We start from the raw sequence: 17,788 nt of genomic DNA, 5'->3' as shown, positions 1-17,788 counted from the left end.
CCGGCGCTGATCCCGTCGGCGGCATGCGGCTGAAGCGCTGATTGCGTCGGCGGTGGACGGGTACCCATGCGCCATGTCGTCACCGAACCCGCTTCCCGAGCCCGTGCCGTCCCGCCCGCGCGTCCTCGTCCGCTGGCCCGCCGGCCTCCCGCGCCGTCTCGACGCCCATGACCTGGCGCTGTTCCGGGTGGCCGCGGACCGGCGCTGGCCGGGGGCGCGGGCCGTGCTGCCCAGGCTGAGCCGGGCCGCGGACCACGGGCTGCTGTGGTTCGGCGCGGCCGCCGCGATGGCGGCCACCCGCTCGCCCCGGGCGCGCCGGGCCGCGCTGCGCGGGGTCGCCTCCCTCGCACTCGCCTCGGCGACCGTCAACACGGTGGCCAAGCGGTCGGTGCGACGGCCCCGGCCGATACTCGAACTGGTGCCGCTGGTACGCCAGTTGAAGCGTCAGCCGATCACCACGTCCTTCCCGTCCGGGCACTCCGCCTCGGCCGCGGCCTTCGCGACGGGCGTCGCGCTGGAGTCCCGGGGCTGGGGCGCGGTGGTGGCACCGGTCGCGTTCTCGGTGGCCGCCTCCCGGGTGTACACGGGTGTGCACTATCCGGGTGACGTCCTGGTGGGCGCGGCCCTCGGCGTCGGCGCGGCCTTCGCGGTACGCGGCCTCGTCCCCACCCGGAGCCAGCTGCCCACCCCGGGCCGCCCGCACGCCGACGCACCGGCGCTGCCCGGCGGCGAGCACCTGGTGGTCGTGGTCAACGGCGCCTCCGGCACGGCCGCCGCCCAGTCCGCCGCCGTACGCGAGGCACTGCCGCTGGCCGAAGTGATGGAGTGCGCGCCGCAGGACCTGACGGCGACGCTGGAGAAGGCGGCCCGGCGCGGCCGCGCGCTCGGCGTCTGCGGCGGCGACGGCACGGTGAACCGGGCCGCGGTGACCGCCTCCCGGTACGGCGTGCCGCTCGCCGTGTTCCCCGGCGGCACCCTCAACCACTTCGCGCAGGCCCTCGGCATCGACGAGGTCCAGGACACCGCGCGGGCCCTGGCCTCGGGCGACGCAGTGAAGGTGGACCTCGGCCGGTTCGCCCCCGGGCCGGACGGCGCCGCCGCCGGATACTTCGTCAACACGTTCAGCCTGGGCGTCTACCCGGAGCTGGTACGGCTGCGCGAGCACTGGTCGCCGCGCATCGGCAGCTGGGCGGCCGGGGTGCTGGCGGCGTACCGGGTGCTCGGCGGCGAGCGGCCGCTGGAGGTGGAACTGCACGGCCACCGGCGCGCGTTGTGGCTGCTGTTCGCGGGAAACTGCCTCTACCAGCGCCTCGGCCCGGCCCCGGCGCGCCGCTACGATCTCGCGGACGGACTGCTCGACGTCCGTGTGGTGCACGGCGGCCGTCTGCCCGGCCTGCGTCTGCTCGCGGCCGCGCTGGCGGGCCCGCTCAGCCGCTCCCCCGTCCACGCGGCCCAACGCCTGCGCCGGCTGCGCGTCGAGGGCCTGGCCCCGGGCACCCCGGTGGCGTACGACGGCGAAGTGTCGCACATAGAGGGCGAGTTGCTGGTCGACAAGCTCTCGGAGGCGCTGACGGTGTACCGCCCGCTGGCCCGCCCCTGAGATCCACGCCGACCCCGTAGGGCGACAAGGCGCCACCGCTACCCGGTGAACGCCTCGCCCGGCTTGAGCAGCCGCAGCCGGTCCCCGAGACCGGCGGCGGCGAACGCGTCGGCCAGCGAATCCGCGCCCTCGGTGAAGTGCCCCCAGTGCTCGAAGTGCAGCGGCACCACATGCCGGGCGCCCAGGATCTGCGCGGCCTCGGCGGCGGCCTCACTGGTGAGCGTGAGCGGCGCGCCGTCGAACAGAACCGTCCGCGCGGCCCCCGCGAAGAGCACGGCCACATCGATCGGCCCGAACCTCTCGGCGACGGCCCGCACATGGTCGAGCGAGGCGTTGTCCCCACTCACGTACACGGTGGGCAGCGCGTCGCCGTGCAGGACGAACCCGGTGACCTCGCCCGCCAGCGCCCGCGCCCCCTCGGGTCCGTGCAGCGCGGGCACCCCGGTGATCAGCAGCCGCTCACCGAGCGCGTACGTCTCCCAGTTGGCCAGCGGGGTCACCGCGTCCCCGAGCCTGCCGTGCGCGGCGGCCGTCGACAGCACCACCGGCACCCGGCCCAGATACGCGCGCCCGGACTCGTCCAGGTTGTCGGGGTGCTGGTCGTGCGAGAGCAGGACGGCGTCCACCGCCCCCGTCTCGTCCGCCTCGATCGCCGGTCCGGCCGTCTTGACCAGCTTGCGGTCGGGGCCGACGGGATAGTCGCCCGGGGTGTCGAAAGTCGGATCGGTGACCAGTCGTATGCCGTCGATGTCCACGACGGCGGTGGGCCCGCCCACATATCTGATCGAAACGGCGCTCATCTTGCCCTCCCAAGTGATCATTCCGGCTCGGCAGGGGTAACGCCCCCGACGCTAGGGGTTGTTCCGCACGGGCGGTAGTGCCGACTGGTTCGCCCACGGCCCGCCCGGAGCGCGCCCGGCTCGAACGCCCGCGCCCCGCGCCCCGCGCCCCGCGTCCCGTATCCGTCCCGCACCAACGCCATGTCCACATGGCGAAACGCAGGTCTCACCATCCGACACGAGCGCGTAGCGTTCACCTCACCACGCACCGACCGCGAGAACGTCGAGAGAGGGAGCCGGTCATGTCGTCCCTGCCGTCCACATCATCCGCGTCGCCCACGTCATCCACGCCGTCCAAAGAGACCGCCGTCTACACCCACGGCCATCACGAGTCCGTACTGCGCTCGCACCGCTGGCGCACCGCCGCCAACTCCGCCGCGTATCTGACCGGCGAACTCAAGCCGCACATGCTGGTCCTGGACATCGGCTGCGGCCCTGGCACCATCTCCGTCGACCTGGCCGGGCTGGTCCCCGACGGCCATGTCACCGCCGTCGACGCGGCGCCGGACATCGTCGAGCAGGCGCGGGCGCACGCCGCCGAAGCCGGGCGCGCGAACATGTCGTTCGCCGTCGCCGACGTCCACGCGCTGGACTACCCGGACGACACGTTCTGCGTCGTGCACGCCCACCAGGTGCTGCAACACGTGGGCGACCCCGTCCAGGCGCTGCGCGAGATGCGGCGCGTCACCAAGCCCGGCGGCATCGTCGCGGCCCGCGACGCCGACTACGCGGCCTTCACCTGGTTCCCCGAAGCGCCTGCCCTGGACGAGTGGCTGGACCTGTACCACCGGGTCGCCCGTGCGAGTGGCGGCGAGCCGGACGCCGGACGACGGCTGCGGTCCTGGGCCCGGCAGGCCGGGTTCACCGACATCGACTCGACGGCGTCCACCTGGTGTTACGCCACCGACGACGAGCGTGCCTGGTGGAGCGGGCTGTGGGCGGACCGCACGGTGGCCTCCTCGTACGCGCGTCTCGCGACAGAGGGCGGCCACGCCACCGAGGCCGAACTGGCCGCGATCGCGCGGGGGTGGCGCGAGTGGGCCCGCGCCGAGGACGCCTGGTTCATGGTCCCGCACGGCGAGATCCTCTGCCGGGTGTGACCGTCCCCAACTGGGGCGGATTTGTGGGGAGTCGACGCGATTCCGCGCAACCTACAGGGGCGCGGGGAACTGCGCGACCAGCCACAGGCGGTCCGCAGCCGAATCACCACACATCCAGCGAAGCGCCTAGGCTCGTACGCATGGAGATCCTCGGAACCACACTGCGCATCTGCGTCGACGACCTGGAGACCTCGGTGGTCTTCTACGAACGGCTCACGGCGAGCAAAGCCCTTCGGTTCGAGCGCGGCGGCGTCTCGGTCGCCGCGGTCGGCTGCTTCCTGTTGATGAGCGGCCCGGAGTCGGAGCTGGAGATCCTGCGCAAGGTGGCCGCGACGATCGCCGTCAAGGACGTGGACGACGCGCACCGCACCCTCACCCAGGTGGGCGCCCGGGTCATCGCGGGCCCGGTCCCCACCCCGGTGGGCCGCAACCTGATCGCCGTGCACCCGGACGGCTCGGTCTTCGAGTACGTGGACCGCAAGTCCGCGTAATGAAGCCGCTGTTCGGGGCCGCTACTGGGGCCGCATCCGGTACGCGTACCGGTCCGGCAGCGGCTCGTCCGTGAGGCGGGACCACACCTCGTCCAGGATCTCGGCGCCCTCGCGCAGATCCGCCACCTCGAAGCCCTCGTCGAAGATCGCGCGGGCGGCCGCCGGGTCGCCCTCCGCGAGCAGCAGCCGGGCATCGAGGAGCCGGAACGCGCCACGGGCCCGTACGGACGGGCGCAGCCGGTCCAGGACCGCGCGGGCGTCGGCCGGACGGCCCGCCGCGAGCAGCGCCGTGATCGCCTCGCGGCCGAGCGCGGCCGTGGCGGCCGTCCAGTGCTCGCCCTCGCGCCGCTCCTCGCAGAGGTCGTCGAACGCCTCGGCGTACTGGTCGGCGGCCCGGTCCGGGTCGCCCGCCAGCTGGTCGGCGACGGCCAGACAGCGCAGCAACGGCCACCGCGACGGGGCGAGTTGGAGCCCGCGCTCCCAGCTGCGCACGGCCTGGGCGCGGTCGCCCGCGTGCCACTGCGCGACCCCGAGGTGGTACTCGGTGAGCGGTGACGCGGGCGCCGTCTCCAGCATGTCCCGCCAGTGCGGGGCGACGAGCGTCGGCCCGGGCGGCGTCACCCGCCGCGGCTCGGGCAGCACCCCCGTGTGCAGCAACTCCAGCCAGGGCGCCTGCTCCTCGCCGAGTGTCGACTCGGCGAACGGCGTCCCCGGCAGCTTCAGACCGCCCCGCAGCACTTCCAGCGCGCCCCAGCCCGACCCGGTGGCCAGCGACTCGGCGGGCTCGGTGTCGGCGCACGGGCGCCAGGCCGCGTACGCCTCCTCCACCGCCTCGCGCGGCAGCGCCGCCGCCAGCCGGTCGGCGACCTCGGTACGGGCCGCCGCCCAGTCGTCGCCGTGCACCCGCGAGGGGTCGGCGGCGAGCGGCCCGTACGCCTCCAGCCAGGCGAACTCCGCGCCGGCGTCGAGCGGAACGTGCTCCAGCTGGGTGCGGGCCAGGCCCGCCTGGATCTCCGCGTAACCGGGGGTGCCGGGCTCGGTCAGCCACTGCTGCCAGCGCCGCCCGCCCCGGCCCGACCCCCACAGGAACAGCTTGCGGCCGCGCAGCAGATCGGTCGACGTCTGCACCAGACCGCGCCCGGTGCCGTCCAGCGCGGCGATCCAGCGGCGGGCGCCGTCCGGCACTTCGTAGAAGTAGTCGGCGGGGTACTCGCTGCGCAGCGGATACGTCCGGTCGGCGCCCTCCCAGTGCGGCACCGGGACCCGCCGCAGGGTGCGCGCGTATCCGAAGTGCCAGGCCTCTTCGGCGGGGACGAGGACACGGCCGTGCTCGTCCTCCGGCACGGCGATGTTGGACCACCAGTAGACGGGCACGGTCCGCTCGTGCGGATTGCGCAGCCGTACGCCCACGTACAGGAAGTCGGAGTCCTCGGGGAGCCAGAGGTCCACCTGGAACGGCACGTCGCGCAGCTGCTCCCACTCCCACAGGCGCAGCATCTCACCGCCGTCCGGGGCGGTGACGACGGCCGCGTGCACGGGTGCGCAGGCGAGGGTGGTGTGGCCGGTGGCGCCGATGTTCCACTCGATGCCGCCGGAGAACCAGGCGCCGTTGAGCGCGAAGTCGGCGGGCTGCAACACCGGGTTGCGGTAGAGGAGTTCGCGGCCGGTCGGCTTGTGGAAGAGGGAGTGGATCCGCCCGCCGAGCCCCGGCAGCACGGTGACGCGCAGCCGCTCGTTCTCGACGACGAGGGTGTCCAGGGCGGTGTCGGTCCGCTCCCGCCCGTACCCGTCGAGGACGCGCACCGGAAGGACCGTGCGCAGCGGCTCGTAGCCGATCTGGCGCGCCATGTCGCGCGGCAGCTCGGCGCGCGCTCTGTCGTCGAGCGTGTGGACCTCGTCCAGTGGCCGCAGCGGGGGCAGGGGGTTGGGCTGCCCCAACGGGGCGGCGGGCAGGGTCAGTACGGCGCGTCGCACGCTTGTGGCCAAGGCAACCTCATTCCCTCGCGCGGAACGGCCACCCGTCCTGGAGCCGCCCCCGTGACCATGGAACACGGCAGTGGGTGCGGTGACCAGAGGACGCCCTGGTCAGGATTGCGCAAAGGCGTGACGGAACCCGGACCGCGGGGACGGGTCCCGAGACTTCGTGACCTGGACCGCGGGACGGGTCCCGGACTTCGGGCCTTCGGGCTACGGGCGGACCATCTCCGCCGTGATCGCCCAGCGTTCGTGGTCGCGCCAGGCGCCGTCGATGAAGAGGAAGTCCGGCGAGAAGCCCTCCAGGCGGTATCCGGCCCGCCGGACCAGACCGATCGAGGCCACGTTGGCGGGCTGGATGTTCACTTCGAGCCGGTGCAACCCGAGCGTGCCGAACGCGTACCGGGTGACCAGGTCGAGCCCCTCGCCCATCAGCCCCCGCCCGGCGGCGTGCGCGAAGGCGCCGTACCCCAACGCCCCGCACAGGAAGGCACCTTGGACGATGTTGTTGATGTTGATGAAGCCCGCGATCCGGCCGTCGTCCCGCGAGCAGACCAGGAACCCCTGCTTCGTCGGGTCCTCTATCAACCGCCCCGCGTACGTGGCGTACGCCTCGGGGTCGGCCGGTGGGAAGAGCCAGGGCGCGTGCAGATCCCGGCTCTCCCGGGCGAGCACGGTGAACTCCGCCGCGTCGTCGTACGTGAAGTAGCGGATCCCGACGCGGGGCCCTTCGGCGAGATAGGTGATCTTGTCAGGCATCGCGTCAGGGTACTGCCCGGGGTCGCCCCCTCCCCACCCCTCGCCAGTGATCACTTGCCCCGGAGTGATTCGACCATCTTGTCGATGCGCCGCTGCCGCGTCTCCGGGCTCTTGGCGCTCTCGATCTCGCCCACCTGCTTGCGCTTGAGGCTGAAGGCCATACGGTCGTACGCCCCGCGCAGCCCGGGCTCGGCGTCCAGCGCGGCGGCGAGGTCGGCCGGCGCCTCCACGACCCGCGGCTCGTCGTCGAGCTGGAGGTCGACCTCGATCTCCTCGCCGAGGTCCACCCCGCTGGCCTCGCGGTTGGCCGCGCTGATGCCGATGAGGATCTGGCCGCGCATCGCGGCGACCCGGGTGCGCCAGGAGTGGCCGTTGATCGCGACCACGACCGGCGGCCGCTTGCCCTGCCCCAGGTCGTCGATGACCTGCTGCGGCACCTCGACCCCGAGGGCGTTGCCGGACGGGATGACCGTGGCCTTGAACTTCATGCTCGCTCTCCTCGTCGCCGTGCCGCGCGGTGGCCGTGCCGTGTCAACGGGCCACGATATACCGGACGTTGACGATCATTTGGCCCGCCGTCTGATGAAGTAGCCGCCGCAGATGACCCCCACCACGAAAACGGCGAGCAGGGCCAGATAGAGCGGCATGGAGACCTCGGGGATCAACAGCCGGATCTTGACCTGCCGGGTGTTCTCGAAGATGAAGATCAGGGCGAGCACCGCGATCACGATGACCGCGATCCGGGCCGGGGTGAGGGCACCGCCGAACCGTGTACCGGCCTTCGTGCCGCCCGACGCGTCCTTGGGGCTCATGACCTGGCCCTTCCTGGGGGTGGCGTACCCCCTTCCGGCCAGGATGAGCGCAAGGGCGGCGGGACGACCGGCGGGGCGGGCCGGACGGGTGAGTCGCGTTCACGGCTGGGGCGAGTCCGGGGCACAGGTGCTCGTTCCCTACCCGCCTTGTCAGACAAGTGACGATCGGGCCATGCTTGCCCCATGGCAGTCAGCGGACAGCAGCGCAGGCCGGTCGTCGTCCTGTACGAGCGGATCGCCGACGCGATTCACGACGGTACGTACCCGCCCGGCTCCACCCTCCCCTCCGAGCCCCGGCTCGCGGCCGAGCTGGGCGTGAGCCGCCCCGCGCTGCGCGAGGCCCTGCTGCTGCTCCAGGAGGACGGGCTGCTCACGGTGCGCCGGGGCGTGGGGCGGACCGTGAACGACCGGCCCCCTCGGCGCGGCTTCGAGCAGCTCCAGCCGCTGGAGGACCTGCTCGGCGCGGGCGGCGTGGTGCACGTACGGGCGCTGCTGCGCAGTGTCGAGGAACCCACCGACTTCAGCACCCAGCATCTGCTGCCGACGGCCGGGGCCGAGCTCCGGTTCTGGGAGTCCGTGCTGGTCGCCGACGGTGTCCCGGTGGCGCTCAGCCATGAGTGGGCGGCCCCCGAGGCCGTACTGGAAGGCACGCATCCGGCGTTCCTGACCGCGCTCGGGGACGGGGCGCCCGCGTCCATGCTCGCGGTGCTGGCCGGCGCCTCGCGGGGGGTGCAGCTGACCGCGCACAGCGGGGTCACGGCGACCCTGCTGGGCCGCCGCCGCGGCGACCAGCTCTCCCGCCCGGCGGACACCCCGGCGGTCCTGATCACCCAGGTCGTCCGCCTGGACGCCACCCCGATCCTGGCCGCCAAACACATGCTCCCAACGGGTTCCCCGGCACTGCCGCTGCTGCAGAGCAACTGAGATGGGCCCGCAGGGCCCAGTGAAGGGGCGCGGGGCTGTGACATTGTGCGGCTCCGCCGCGTGGGCGCGAGCAACCCAGCACGGTCCGCAGCCGAAATGAGGAGGGCCCGCAGGGCCCAGTGAAGGGGCGCGGGGAACTGCGCGACCAGCCCCCACCGGCCCGCACGCGAACGCCACGCACCCCGCAGGGTGCGGGCCGCACAACCCGCACCCAAAGATCACCCCCGGTGGAACTCTCAGCCCGGACCAAGGGGCTGTACACTCCTCCGTCATGCACTTGTCTGACAACCCCGCCACCACCCCCGTCGCCGACTGGATACGCCGCGCGCCCAAGGCCGTCCTCCACGACCACCTCGACGGCGGGCTGCGGCCCGCGACCATCGTCGAACTGGCCCGCGCGTGCGGGTACGAGGGTCTGCCGACCGAGGACCCGGCCGCCCTCGCCGTCTGGTTCCGCGACGCCGCCGACTCGGGCTCCCTGGAGCGCTACCTGGAGACCTTCGCCCACACCTGCGCGGTGATGCAGACCCGCGAGGCGCTGGAGCGGATCGCGGCGGAGTGCGCCGAGGACCTGGCGGCGGACGGGGTCGTCTACGCGGAGGTGCGTTACGCCCCCGAGCAGCACCTGGAGCGCGGGCTCACCCTCGACGAGGTCGTCGACGCGGTGAACGCCGGATTCCGCGAGGGCGAGCGCCGCACCGGCGGCCGGATCACCGTCCGCGCCCTGCTCACCGGCATGCGCCACACCGACCGGTCCCTGGAGATCGCCGAGCTGACCGTCGCCCACCGCGACCGCGGCGTGGCCGGTTTCGACATCGCGGGCGGCGAGATCGGCAACCCGCCGGCCCGCCACCTCCCGGCCTTCCAGCACCTCAAGCGGTCGAACTGCCACTTCACCATCCACGCGGGTGAGGCCGTCGGCGCCGAGTCGATCCACGAGGCCGTACAGATCTGCGGCGCCGAGCGCGTCGGCCACGGTGTGCGGATCACCGACGACATCACGGTGCACGACGACGGCACGGCCGACCTCGGCCACCTCGCCTCGTACCTGCGCGACAACCGCATCGCGCTGGAGGTCTGCCCGACCTCCAACCTGCAGACGGGCGCCGCGAAGGACTACGCCTCGCACCCCATCGACCTGCTGCGCCGCCTCGGCTTCCGGGTCACCCTCAACACCGACAACCGGCTGGTCTCCGGCACCACCATGAGCGAGGAGTTCCAGCACATGGTGGACGCCTTCGGCTACGGCCCCGAGGTGTTCGAGCAGTTCACCGTGGCCGCCGTCGAGGCCGCGTTCCTGCCGCTGCCGGAACGCCGCCGCATCATCGACGAGCTGGTCCGCCCGGGATACGCGGCCCTCTAGGGATCCCTGAAACCCCGGAACAGCTACGCCAGCGCGGGCACCTCCAGAGTGAGTGTGCCCGCGTCGGCGTCCAGCAGCGCGGGTACGCCGAGCGGCATCGTGAGCGACGGGGCGCAGTGCCCGAAGCCGAGGTGCTCGACGACCGGCACGCCCAGCACGGCCAGCCGCTCGTACAGCACCGCCCGCACCCGTTCGTAGGGCCCGCACTTCTCCCACGAGCCGAGCGCGACCCCCGTGACGCCGTCCAGCCACCCCGAGCGCAGCAGCTGGGTGAGCAGCCGGTCGATCCGGTAGTCGTCCTCGCCGACGTCCTCGATCAGCAGCAGCCCGCCGCGCGCCGACGTCCTGGCGAACGGGGTCGCGAGGTCGGAGGCGAGCAGCGCGAGACAGCCGCCGAGGGTCGTCCCGCGCGCCCGGCCGGGTACCAGCGGGCGGGCCGTCCCCGAGCCGATCACCATCGCCGCCTCGGGCTCGAACAGGGTGGTGCGCAGATGCCGCTGGGTGGCGTCGTCCTTGAGGAACGTGGCGGCCGACACCATCGGACCGTAGAGCGTGGAGAGCCCCATCCGTACGGCGAACGCCTCGTGCAGTACGGTCACGTCGCTGTAGCCGACGAACACCTTGGGCCCGGCCGCGCGCAGCGCCGTCCAGTCGAGCAGGTCCACCATGCGCTGGGCCCCGTAGCCGCCGCGCGCGCAGAGCACCGCGTCGATGCCCGGGTCGCACCACGCCTCCTGGAGGTCCCGCGCCCGGCCCTCGTCGTCGCCCGCGAGATAGCCGAACTCCCGGTGCCGGGCGCGCACATGGGGCATGACGACCGGGTCCAGGTCCCAGCCGCGCAGAATGTCGAGGCCGGTGTCCAGACGCTCGTCCAGCACGGGGCCGCTGGGCGCGACCACGGCGACCCGGGCGCCCGGGCGCAGCCGTGCGGGCCGCGTGAGCGCGGCCGACGGGATCGAAGGGTGGTGCGTAGAGGTCACTTCTCGATCTCCAGGAGGGGGACGTCGGGCCGGTCGATCCCGAACGTCTGGGCGTACAGGGACAGTTCGGCCTCCAGAACGCGGATCATGGTGTCGGCCCGGCGGAAGCCGTGGCCCTCGCCCTCGAAGGCGATGTACGCGTGCGGTATGCCGCGCCCCGCCACCGCGGCCAGGAACCGCTCGCACTGGACGGGCGGGCAGATCACGTCGTCGAGCCCCTGGAGCAGCAGGAACGGCGCGCTGATCCGATGGGCATGGGTGATCGGCGAGCGGTCGGCGTACCGGCCGGGATACTCGGCGGCGGGCCCGATCAACGACTCCGTGTAGCGCGACTCGAAGTCGTGCGTCCCGCTCCGCGACGACCAGTGCGTGAGGTCGAGGACCGGGTAGACCACGGTGGCGCAGGCGTAGACGTCCGTGGTGGCGAGCGAGGCCGCGGAGGTCCAGCCGCCCGCGCTGCCGCCGCGGATCGCGAGCCGCCGGGGGTCGGCGGTGCCCTCGTCGGCGAGCGCCTTCGCCACCGCCGCGCAGTCCTCGACGTCGACGACGCCCCACTGCTCGCGCAGCCTGTCGCGGTACTGGCGCCCGTAGCCCGTGGAGCCGCCGTAGTTGACCTGGGCGACGCCGATGCCCCGCGAGGTGAAGTAGGCGATCTCCAGGTCGAGGACGAGCGGGACCTGGCTGGTAGGGCCGCCGTGGACGCGGATCACATACGGCGGCAGCTCGTCGGCGGGCGCCACCCGGCCGGGGTGGTGCGGCGGGTGGAGCAGCGCGTGGATCTCCCGGCCGCCGGGCCCGGCGAAGGTGCGCATCTGGGGTTCCGGGTAGTACGCGGGGTCCACCGGGTCGTCGTGCCCGCAGCCGATGACCCGGGTGCGGCCCGAGCGGGTGTCCAGCTCGACCACCTCGTACGCGGTGCGCGGGCTGGCGGCGACGCCGACGACCCGGCTGCCGTGCACGGCCAGGGTGCAGTGCCAGGCCGTCCAGGGCCCGGCCGCGTCGACCACCTCGCCGGTCTCCGGGTCCAGGATGCCGAGGGCGGTGGCGCCCTTGCCGTGGACGACCGCGATCAGTCCGTTCTCCAGCGGGTGGAACCACTGGCGGCCGATCTGCCAGAGCGGCCCGGCGAACTCCTCCTCGCGCGCGCAGAGCGCGACCGCCTCCCCTTCGGAACCGGCCTGGTAGAGGTTCCACCAGCCGGAGCGGTCGGAGGCGAAGAGCAACCGGCCGTCGGCGCTCCACTCGACCTGGGCCACGGACTCCTCGGGCCCTCCGGCGACGGTCCTCGCCCGCCGGAAGACCCCGTCGGCGTCCACGTCGGCCAGGACGGCCTCGGTGCCGTCCCACGGCATGTTCGGGTGGTCCCAGGCCAGCCACGCCGCCCGCGCCCCGTCCGGCGAGAGACGCGGGCCGGTGACGAAGCGGTGCCGCCCGTCGGACAGCTCCCGCACCCGGCCGCGGTCCTCGGCGGCCGAGCCGTCCAGCGGCACGGCCGCGATCACCCGCCGTACATCCGTCGGCGCCTCGCCCGTGAACTCCTCAAGCACGCACCACACTTCGCCCCGGTCCACCAGCACGACCGGATCCGCCCAGCGCAGCCCCTCACCGACCGCCGACAGCGGGGTGAGCGGCCGGGGCGCCGCGGTGCTGTTCGGCTCGTACGCGTAGAGGCGCTGGTCGGCGAAGTGGGCGAAGACCACCAGCGGTCCATCGGCGCCCCGTCCGGCCCCGGCCCAGGGGCGGCCGCCGTACTCGATCACCCTCGACCGTACGTTCCACGGCGCGGGCAGCACCGACTGCGCCCCGCCGTCCGCTCCGCGCCGCAGCAGCGCGCGGCGGCCGCCCTCGACGGGGCGCGGCTCGGTCCACCACACCTCGTCGCCGACCACCCCGACCCACTCGGGCGACCCGTCGTGCGCGGCGGCGAGCCGGGCGTCGATGGGCGACGGCCAGGTTCCGTAGGCCTCCATGGGCACCATGTCGTCAACTCCCCTATGCGGACCGCAGATAGTCGTCCAGGACGCGCACCCCGAAGTGCAGCGCGTCCACCGGCACCCGTTCGTCGACGCCGTGGAACAGGGCCTGGTAGTCGAAGCCGGGCGGCAGCCGCAGCGGCGAGAAGCCGTATCCGGTGATGCCGAGACGGGAGAACTGCTTGGCGTCGGTGCCGCCCGACATGCAGTACGGCACGACACGGCCCTCGGGGGCGAACTTCTCCACGGCGGCGCGCAGCTTCGCGTACGTCGGCGAGTCGACCGGCGCCTGGAGAGCCACCTCGCTGTGCTGGAACTCCCAGGCGACGTCCGGCCCGGTGAGCCGGTCCAGGGTCGCGCGGAACTCCTCCTCGCCGCCCGGCAGCACCCGGCCGTCCACATACGCGGTGGCGTGTCCCGGAATCACATTGATGGTGTAACCGGCCTCCAGCATGGTCGGGTTGGCGCTGTTGCGCACGGTCGCCTCGACCAGGGCGGCGGCCGGGCCGAGCTTGGCCAGCAGCTCGTCCACGTCGAAGTCCGGCGCCCCGGGGTCGGCCGCCACCCCGCACACCGCCGCGAGCTCGGTCAGGGCCGCCGTGACGGTCGCGGTGAGCCGGACCGGCCACTCGTGCTCGCCGATCCGGGCGATCGCGGCGGCGAGGCGGCTGACCGCGTTGGCCCGGTTCACCCTGGAGCCGTGCCCGGCCCGGCCGTGCGCGGTCAGCTTCAGCCAGCCGGTGCCGCGCTCGCCCGCCGCGATCGGGTAGATCTCCAGGCCGGGGCCGGCGTGGAAGGTGAACGCTCCCATTTCACTGATGCCTTCGGTGCACCCCCGGAACAGACCCGGGTGGTGGTCGGCGAGGAAGCCGGAGCCGTCGATCGCGCTGGCCTCCTCGTCGGCGGTGTAGGCGATGACGATGTCGCGGCGCGGGCGGATCCCCGCGCGCGCCCAGGCCCGTACGACCGCGAGGACCATCGCGTCCATGTTCTTCATGTCGACGGCGCCGCGCCCCCACACCACGCCGTCGACGACCTCACCGGAGAACGGGTGCACGCTCCAGTCGGCGGGCTCGGCGGGCACCACGTCGAGATGGCCGTGGACCAGCAGCGCGTCGGCCGACGGGTCGGTGCCCTCGATCCGCGCCACCACGTTGGTGCGCCCCCGGGTCCGCTCCAGGAGCGTGGGCTCCAGACCGGTGTCGGCCAGGCGCTCCGCCACGTACTCGGCGGCGGGCCGCTCGCGGCAGTCGCCGCCGCCGCGGTTGGTGGTGTCGATACGGATGAGGTCCGAGGTGAACGTCACCACCTCGTCCAGTGCCCGGCCGTCGATGTGCTCAGCCATACTGCTCCTCCACCGCGGCCGAGACGACCGTGGTGACGGCCTTGAAGGTGCGGATGCCGTCGTACATGGTGTCGCTGGTGTAGGCGACCCGGCGCTCGCCGGTGCGCGCCGCGCCCGGGACCACCGTCGCCGCCATCGCCAGGTGTTCCGCGTCGAATTCGAGCTCCACGGTGAACGGTCCGCGGCGCACCGGGTCGTGGCGCACCGCGAGCGCGGCGGCCTGCTTCGCCGCCGCCCTGATCTCGGCCGCCGTACGCGCCGGGGTGCGGCACACCGCCGCGTACCGCGAGACATGGTCCTTCACCGCGACCTTGCGCGCGTCCCGCGCGTACCCCTCGGCGTCCGCGCAGGTCAGGTCGTCGCCGGTGACCAGGACCACCGGCACGCCGTACTCCGCGACCACATGGGCGTTGAGCAGGCCCTCGCTCGCGCGCGTCCCGTTGAGCCAGACGCTGGTGATCGAATTGGAGAGATAGGTGTGGGCCAGCACCCCTTCGCTGCCCGCGCCCGTGTGGTACCCGACGAACGCGATGCCGTCCACGTCGCCGTGCTGCACGCCCTCCACCATCGACAGCGACTTGTGCCGCCCGGTGAGCATCTGCACCCGCTCGTCCAGCCGCTCCAGGAGCACATTGCGCATGGCCCAGTGCGCCTCGTTGACGAGCACCTCGTCGGCGCCGCCGTCGAAGAAGCCCAGCGCCGCCGCGTTCACATCGGAGGTGAACATGGCGCGGCAGCGCTCCCATTGCGGGGTGCCCGGCAGCACATCGGCGGGCCAGGTCACACCGGTGGCGCCCTCCATGTCGGCGCTGATCAGGATCTTCATGCGTACGACGCTACCGGCCGCCGAATACGCCGACCAGAGGCCACACCACCGCAGTGGGTCCACGGGCCGAGATCAGTCGCCGACGAGGCGGGGCCGCGGGCCGTCGTGCCCGCGGCCCCGCCGGGGCGTCGGGGTCAGGACGGGTCGCCGTACAGCAGGCCGCGTCCGTTGGTGCCGACGTACACGCGGCCGAAGGTGTCGGGGTCGCCGGTGATGACGCCGACACCGCCGATGCCGCCCCACTGGTGGGCGTCGTCGTTGACGCGCAGCCAGCTGGCGCCCTTGTCGGTGGAGCGGAAGACCCCGGTGACGTCCTTGACCGTGCCGATCAGATACAGGGCCTGGTAGGAGGCCCCGGGTGCGGCCTTGCCGAAGCCGAGGGCGGAGGCGGACCTCACCGTGGTGAGCGTGGTGAAGGTGCGGCCGCCGTCGGTGGAGTGCAGCAGCCCCTGGCCACCGGCCGCGATCCACAGGTCCCCCGCGACGCCGGGGACGGCCGTGAGCCTGCCGTCGGCGGGCAGCTGGGCGGCCCGGGCGGTGAAGGTCGCTCCGCCGTCGGTGCTGGCGTAGAGCGTGCCACCGGACAGCGAGTAGAACGTCCCGGCCGAGGAGCGGTCGGCGACGACCACGGCGTCGACGCCCAGACCAGCGACCTTCGACCAGCTCGCCCCCTTGTCCGTGGAGCGGTAAGGAACCTGGCCGGCCTCGGTCCAGACGATGGAGGAGCCGTCCGCCGCGAGCGCGACACGCCCGTCCTGGGCACCGGCCACCGGCTCCGCCTTGAAGCCGTTCCAGCTGATGCCGCCGTCGGTGGAGTAGGCGCCGTCCTGCGCGCCGCCATGGCCGACGCGGACCATCACCGAGGGGTTGGACTGGGCGAAGTCGATATCGGTGCTGTTGCTCATCATCGGGTTCGCCAGCCGCCCGGCGGGCACCTCGGTCAGGGAGCCGTGGCGGAAACCGCCCTGGTCGCCCATGGCGGTGATGACGGCGGCGCCGCCGGGCGGGGCGATCGCGTCCATCAGCGCGGTCTCCTCAAGACCCCGTGCCCCCACCGTCCAGTGGCTGGTGCCGCCGCTGTCGCCGGCGTTGGCGTCCTTGCTGCGCCAGATGCCGTTGCCGGTGCCGTACAGCACGTGCCCGGAGTCGAAGGGGTCGATGGCCAAGGCGGTCATCCAGTGCCCGATGTGGGTGCCGATGTACGGAGCGGCCGAGGCGTCGCGCACCGATTTCCCGGCCAGTGCCGTCCACGTCGTGCCGCCGTCGGTGGTGCGGTAGATCTCGTCCTCGGGCCACCAGCGGTCGAGGGTGGTGACCATCACCGTGGACGGCTTGCGCGGGTCGACGGCCAGGCCGGAGAACCCGTAGCCACCGCTGGACGGGGAGACGTTCTTCCACGCCCCGCCGGCCGGTGTGTACTTCCACACCGAGCCCGCCGTCACGCCGTTGGGTCCGAGGGCGTTGGTGTACGTCAGGTACAGCGAGCCGTCCCCGGAGAGCACGCCGTGCTGCGGCAGCCGGCCGGTGGGCTGCCCGGACACGGCGTGCCAGGTGCTGCCGCCGTCGGTGGAGCGGTACAGCGAGGTCGACTTGTCAGCGACGCCGACGTAGACCGTGTGGCTGCCGGCCGGTCCGTACGTCACGAAGGAGATTCCCGCGCCGCTGCCCGCCCCGTCCTTGACGGGGAACGAGGAGACCTGCCGCCATGTCACACCGCTGTCCGTGCTGCGCCACAGGCCGTTCTTACGGGTGCCAAGGAGCAGGTTGCGGTGGTCCGAGGGGTCGATCACGAGCCGTTCGCCCGCGCCCCGGCCGTCCTCGTTGCCGCCCAGCTTGAACGGCAGATCGGTGCGCTGGAAGGTGCGGCCCCGGTCGGTGGAGCGCAGGATCGCGCCGTCGCCGGCCCAGTTGTTGGTGTAGGTGCCCGTCGCGAGGTAGAGCCGGTCGGGGTCCACGGGGTCGGTGGCCAGCGCGTCGATGCCCAGCAGGTTCCAGTCCTTCTCGCCGAGCCAGTCGGTGAGCGGGATCCACTGCTCGGCCGCGGCGTCCCAGCGGTAGGCGCCGCCCATGTCGGTGCGCGCGTAGAGCAGGCCCTTCTCCCGTGGGTTGAACACCAGCCCGGTGACATAACCGCCGCCGACCACCTGGGCGTTCTTCCACACATACGGTCCGGCCGCGGGCGTCTGGGGGCCGCTCACCTTCACCAGCTTCCACTGCTGGTTGGCGCTGCCCCTGCCGGGGTACTGGATGATCGCCGCGCCCTGGGCCGTGGAACCCCCGGAGACGTCCAGGACCTGGCCGCTCCTGCGGGAGGTGAAGGTGACGGCGCCGGAACCGCTCACGTCGTCGATCCGCCACTGCTGGGAGGCGGAAGAGCTGTCGGTCTGCTGCTCGGCGGCGGCCGACCGGGCGGTCGAGCCGCCCGCTATGCCCAGCACCTTTCCGCTGTTGCGGTTCACGAGCGCGTAGTAGCCGTCCCCGGTGGGCCGCAGTCTCCACTGCTGGTTGACGGTGCTCTGGTCGGTCCACTGCTGGACGCGGGTGCCGTCGGCCGTGGAGAAGGCGTTGACGTCCACCACCTTGCCGCTGCGCACCGAGACCAGCCGGTAGTAGGCACCGGCGTCGACCGTCGCGGCCTGCGAGTCCTCCTGGGTGAGCAGGAGGTACGGCACGACGGCTGCGGGCACACCGAGCAGCAGGGCGGTGGCGCTCCAGCGACGACGGTGGCGCCCGCGGCGCCCGCCGTTCGTGGGGTTGTTCATAGGGGGGTGTTCTCCTTGCGTGTCACCGTGGATCGGGCAG

The 17,788-nt window shown here is 73.2% G+C and carries 15 protein-coding genes; 5 read left to right on the top strand and 10 right to left on the bottom strand.

Annotated features, from left to right (window positions below; all coding sequences use genetic code 11):
- Positions 1 to 73: 73 nt before the first annotated feature.
- On the top strand, positions 74 to 1,600 hold the full coding sequence (locus ACGFRG_RS15470; RefSeq protein ID WP_393264151.1) for a bifunctional phosphatase PAP2/diacylglycerol kinase family protein: 1,527 nt from the start codon (positions 74 to 76) through the stop codon (positions 1,598 to 1,600).
- A 38-nt stretch (positions 1,601 to 1,638) separates the two neighbouring features.
- Here the strand turns inward: ACGFRG_RS15470 and ACGFRG_RS15465 are convergent, their stop codons facing one another.
- Entirely contained in the window at positions 1,639 to 2,400 is a 762-nt protein-coding gene (locus ACGFRG_RS15465) for an MBL fold metallo-hydrolase (RefSeq protein ID WP_361419524.1), read from the bottom strand.
- Positions 2,401 to 2,681: 281 nt separating this feature from the next.
- Here ACGFRG_RS15465 and ACGFRG_RS15460 point away from each other — a divergent pair, with 281 nt between their 5' ends.
- Together ACGFRG_RS15460 and ACGFRG_RS15455 are read left to right on the top strand one after the other, a co-directional pair.
- Positions 2,682 to 3,539 (top strand): methyltransferase domain-containing protein, encoded by an 858-nt coding sequence (locus tag ACGFRG_RS15460; protein ID WP_393264149.1) that lies wholly within the window; start codon positions 2,682 to 2,684, stop codon positions 3,537 to 3,539.
- 140 nt (positions 3,540 to 3,679) lie between these two features.
- The gene (locus tag ACGFRG_RS15455) at positions 3,680 to 4,030 is read left to right on the top strand and encodes a VOC family protein (RefSeq protein ID WP_361419530.1); all 351 of its coding nucleotides are present in this window, start codon (positions 3,680 to 3,682) and stop codon (positions 4,028 to 4,030) included.
- A gap of 21 nt (positions 4,031 to 4,051) precedes the next feature.
- Here ACGFRG_RS15455 and ACGFRG_RS15450 read toward each other — a convergent pair whose 3' ends face one another.
- From ACGFRG_RS15450 to ACGFRG_RS15435, 4 genes are all read right to left on the bottom strand, one after another.
- Positions 4,052 to 6,016, bottom strand: coding sequence for a DUF5107 domain-containing protein (locus ACGFRG_RS15450; protein WP_393264147.1), 1,965 nt, complete (start codon positions 6,014 to 6,016; stop codon positions 4,052 to 4,054).
- Positions 6,017 to 6,217: 201 nt separating this feature from the next.
- On the bottom strand, positions 6,218 to 6,763 hold the full coding sequence (locus tag ACGFRG_RS15445; protein WP_361419536.1) for a GNAT family protein: 546 nt from the start codon (positions 6,761 to 6,763) through the stop codon (positions 6,218 to 6,220).
- Between the two features lie 50 nt (positions 6,764 to 6,813).
- A complete protein-coding gene (locus tag ACGFRG_RS15440) occupies positions 6,814 to 7,251 on the bottom strand; it encodes a YdeI/OmpD-associated family protein (RefSeq protein WP_188272392.1) in 438 nt (145 codons plus the stop codon).
- A gap of 75 nt (positions 7,252 to 7,326) precedes the next feature.
- Entirely contained in the window at positions 7,327 to 7,575 is a 249-nt protein-coding gene (locus tag ACGFRG_RS15435) for a LapA family protein (protein WP_361419540.1), read from the bottom strand.
- 183 nt (positions 7,576 to 7,758) lie between these two features.
- On the opposite strand from ACGFRG_RS15435, the gene ACGFRG_RS15430 reads away from it, so the two are divergent.
- Positions 7,759 to 8,499, top strand: a complete 741-nt coding sequence (locus tag ACGFRG_RS15430) for a GntR family transcriptional regulator (RefSeq protein WP_393264144.1) — start codon at positions 7,759 to 7,761, stop codon at positions 8,497 to 8,499.
- Positions 8,500 to 8,770: 271 nt separating this feature from the next.
- Positions 8,771 to 9,862, top strand: coding sequence for an adenosine deaminase (locus ACGFRG_RS15425; protein ID WP_361419546.1), 1,092 nt, complete (start codon positions 8,771 to 8,773; stop codon positions 9,860 to 9,862).
- 23 nt (positions 9,863 to 9,885) lie between these two features.
- Here the strand turns inward: ACGFRG_RS15425 and ACGFRG_RS15420 are convergent, their stop codons facing one another.
- From ACGFRG_RS15420 to ACGFRG_RS15400, 5 genes are all read right to left on the bottom strand, one after another.
- Positions 9,886 to 10,842, bottom strand: coding sequence for an LD-carboxypeptidase (locus ACGFRG_RS15420; protein ID WP_393264140.1), 957 nt, complete (start codon positions 10,840 to 10,842; stop codon positions 9,886 to 9,888).
- Positions 10,839 to 12,821, bottom strand: coding sequence for a prolyl oligopeptidase family serine peptidase (locus ACGFRG_RS15415; RefSeq protein ID WP_361419552.1), 1,983 nt, complete (start codon positions 12,819 to 12,821; stop codon positions 10,839 to 10,841). Before ACGFRG_RS15415 ends, ACGFRG_RS15420 begins: the two co-directional genes overlap by 4 nt.
- 13 nt (positions 12,822 to 12,834) lie before the next feature.
- Positions 12,835 to 14,160 (bottom strand): M20/M25/M40 family metallo-hydrolase, encoded by a 1,326-nt coding sequence (locus ACGFRG_RS15410; RefSeq protein ID WP_361419555.1) that lies wholly within the window; start codon positions 14,158 to 14,160, stop codon positions 12,835 to 12,837.
- A complete protein-coding gene (locus tag ACGFRG_RS15405; RefSeq protein ID WP_361419558.1) occupies positions 14,153 to 14,986 on the bottom strand; it encodes a M55 family metallopeptidase in 834 nt (277 codons plus the stop codon). The genes ACGFRG_RS15410 and ACGFRG_RS15405 overlap by 8 nt, the downstream gene beginning before the upstream one ends.
- A gap of 134 nt (positions 14,987 to 15,120) precedes the next feature.
- Positions 15,121 to 17,748 carry an RICIN domain-containing protein gene (locus tag ACGFRG_RS15400; protein ID WP_393264135.1) on the bottom strand — a complete coding sequence of 876 codons (2,628 nt, stop codon included), beginning with the start codon at positions 17,746 to 17,748 and terminating at the stop codon, positions 15,121 to 15,123.
- Positions 17,749 to 17,788: the final 40 nt, after the last annotated feature.

It is taken from the genome of Streptomyces sp. NPDC048696 (assembly GCF_043198895.1).
Taxonomy (GTDB): domain Bacteria; phylum Actinomycetota; class Actinomycetes; order Streptomycetales; family Streptomycetaceae; genus Streptomyces.
The sequence above is the reverse complement of the archived record's forward strand: the minus strand, read 5'-3'. Positions and strand labels throughout refer to the sequence as shown.

What these genes read in the sequence shown, in the direction of transcription:
- ACGFRG_RS15470 (WP_393264151.1), top strand. Translation starts at nt 74, where the DNA reads ATGTCGTCACCGAACCCGCTTCCCGAGCCCGTGCCGTCCCGCCCGCGC.
- ACGFRG_RS15465 (WP_361419524.1), bottom strand. Translation starts at nt 2,400, where the DNA reads ATGAGCGCCGTTTCGATCAGATATGTGGGCGGGCCCACCGCCGTCGTG.
- ACGFRG_RS15460 (WP_393264149.1), top strand. Translation starts at nt 2,682, where the DNA reads ATGTCGTCCCTGCCGTCCACATCATCCGCGTCGCCCACGTCATCCACG.
- ACGFRG_RS15455 (WP_361419530.1), top strand. Translation starts at nt 3,680, where the DNA reads ATGGAGATCCTCGGAACCACACTGCGCATCTGCGTCGACGACCTGGAG.
- ACGFRG_RS15445 (WP_361419536.1), bottom strand. Translation starts at nt 6,763, where the DNA reads ATGCCTGACAAGATCACCTATCTCGCCGAAGGGCCCCGCGTCGGGATC.
- ACGFRG_RS15440 (WP_188272392.1), bottom strand. Translation starts at nt 7,251, where the DNA reads ATGAAGTTCAAGGCCACGGTCATCCCGTCCGGCAACGCCCTCGGGGTC.
- ACGFRG_RS15435 (WP_361419540.1), bottom strand. Translation starts at nt 7,575, where the DNA reads ATGAGCCCCAAGGACGCGTCGGGCGGCACGAAGGCCGGTACACGGTTC.
- ACGFRG_RS15430 (WP_393264144.1), top strand. Translation starts at nt 7,759, where the DNA reads ATGGCAGTCAGCGGACAGCAGCGCAGGCCGGTCGTCGTCCTGTACGAG.
- ACGFRG_RS15425 (WP_361419546.1), top strand. Translation starts at nt 8,771, where the DNA reads ATGCACTTGTCTGACAACCCCGCCACCACCCCCGTCGCCGACTGGATA.
- ACGFRG_RS15415 (WP_361419552.1), bottom strand. Translation starts at nt 12,821, where the DNA reads ATGGTGCCCATGGAGGCCTACGGAACCTGGCCGTCGCCCATCGACGCC.
- ACGFRG_RS15410 (WP_361419555.1), bottom strand. Translation starts at nt 14,160, where the DNA reads ATGGCTGAGCACATCGACGGCCGGGCACTGGACGAGGTGGTGACGTTC.
- ACGFRG_RS15405 (WP_361419558.1), bottom strand. Translation starts at nt 14,986, where the DNA reads ATGAAGATCCTGATCAGCGCCGACATGGAGGGCGCCACCGGTGTGACC.
- ACGFRG_RS15400 (WP_393264135.1), bottom strand. Translation starts at nt 17,748, where the DNA reads ATGAACAACCCCACGAACGGCGGGCGCCGCGGGCGCCACCGTCGTCGC.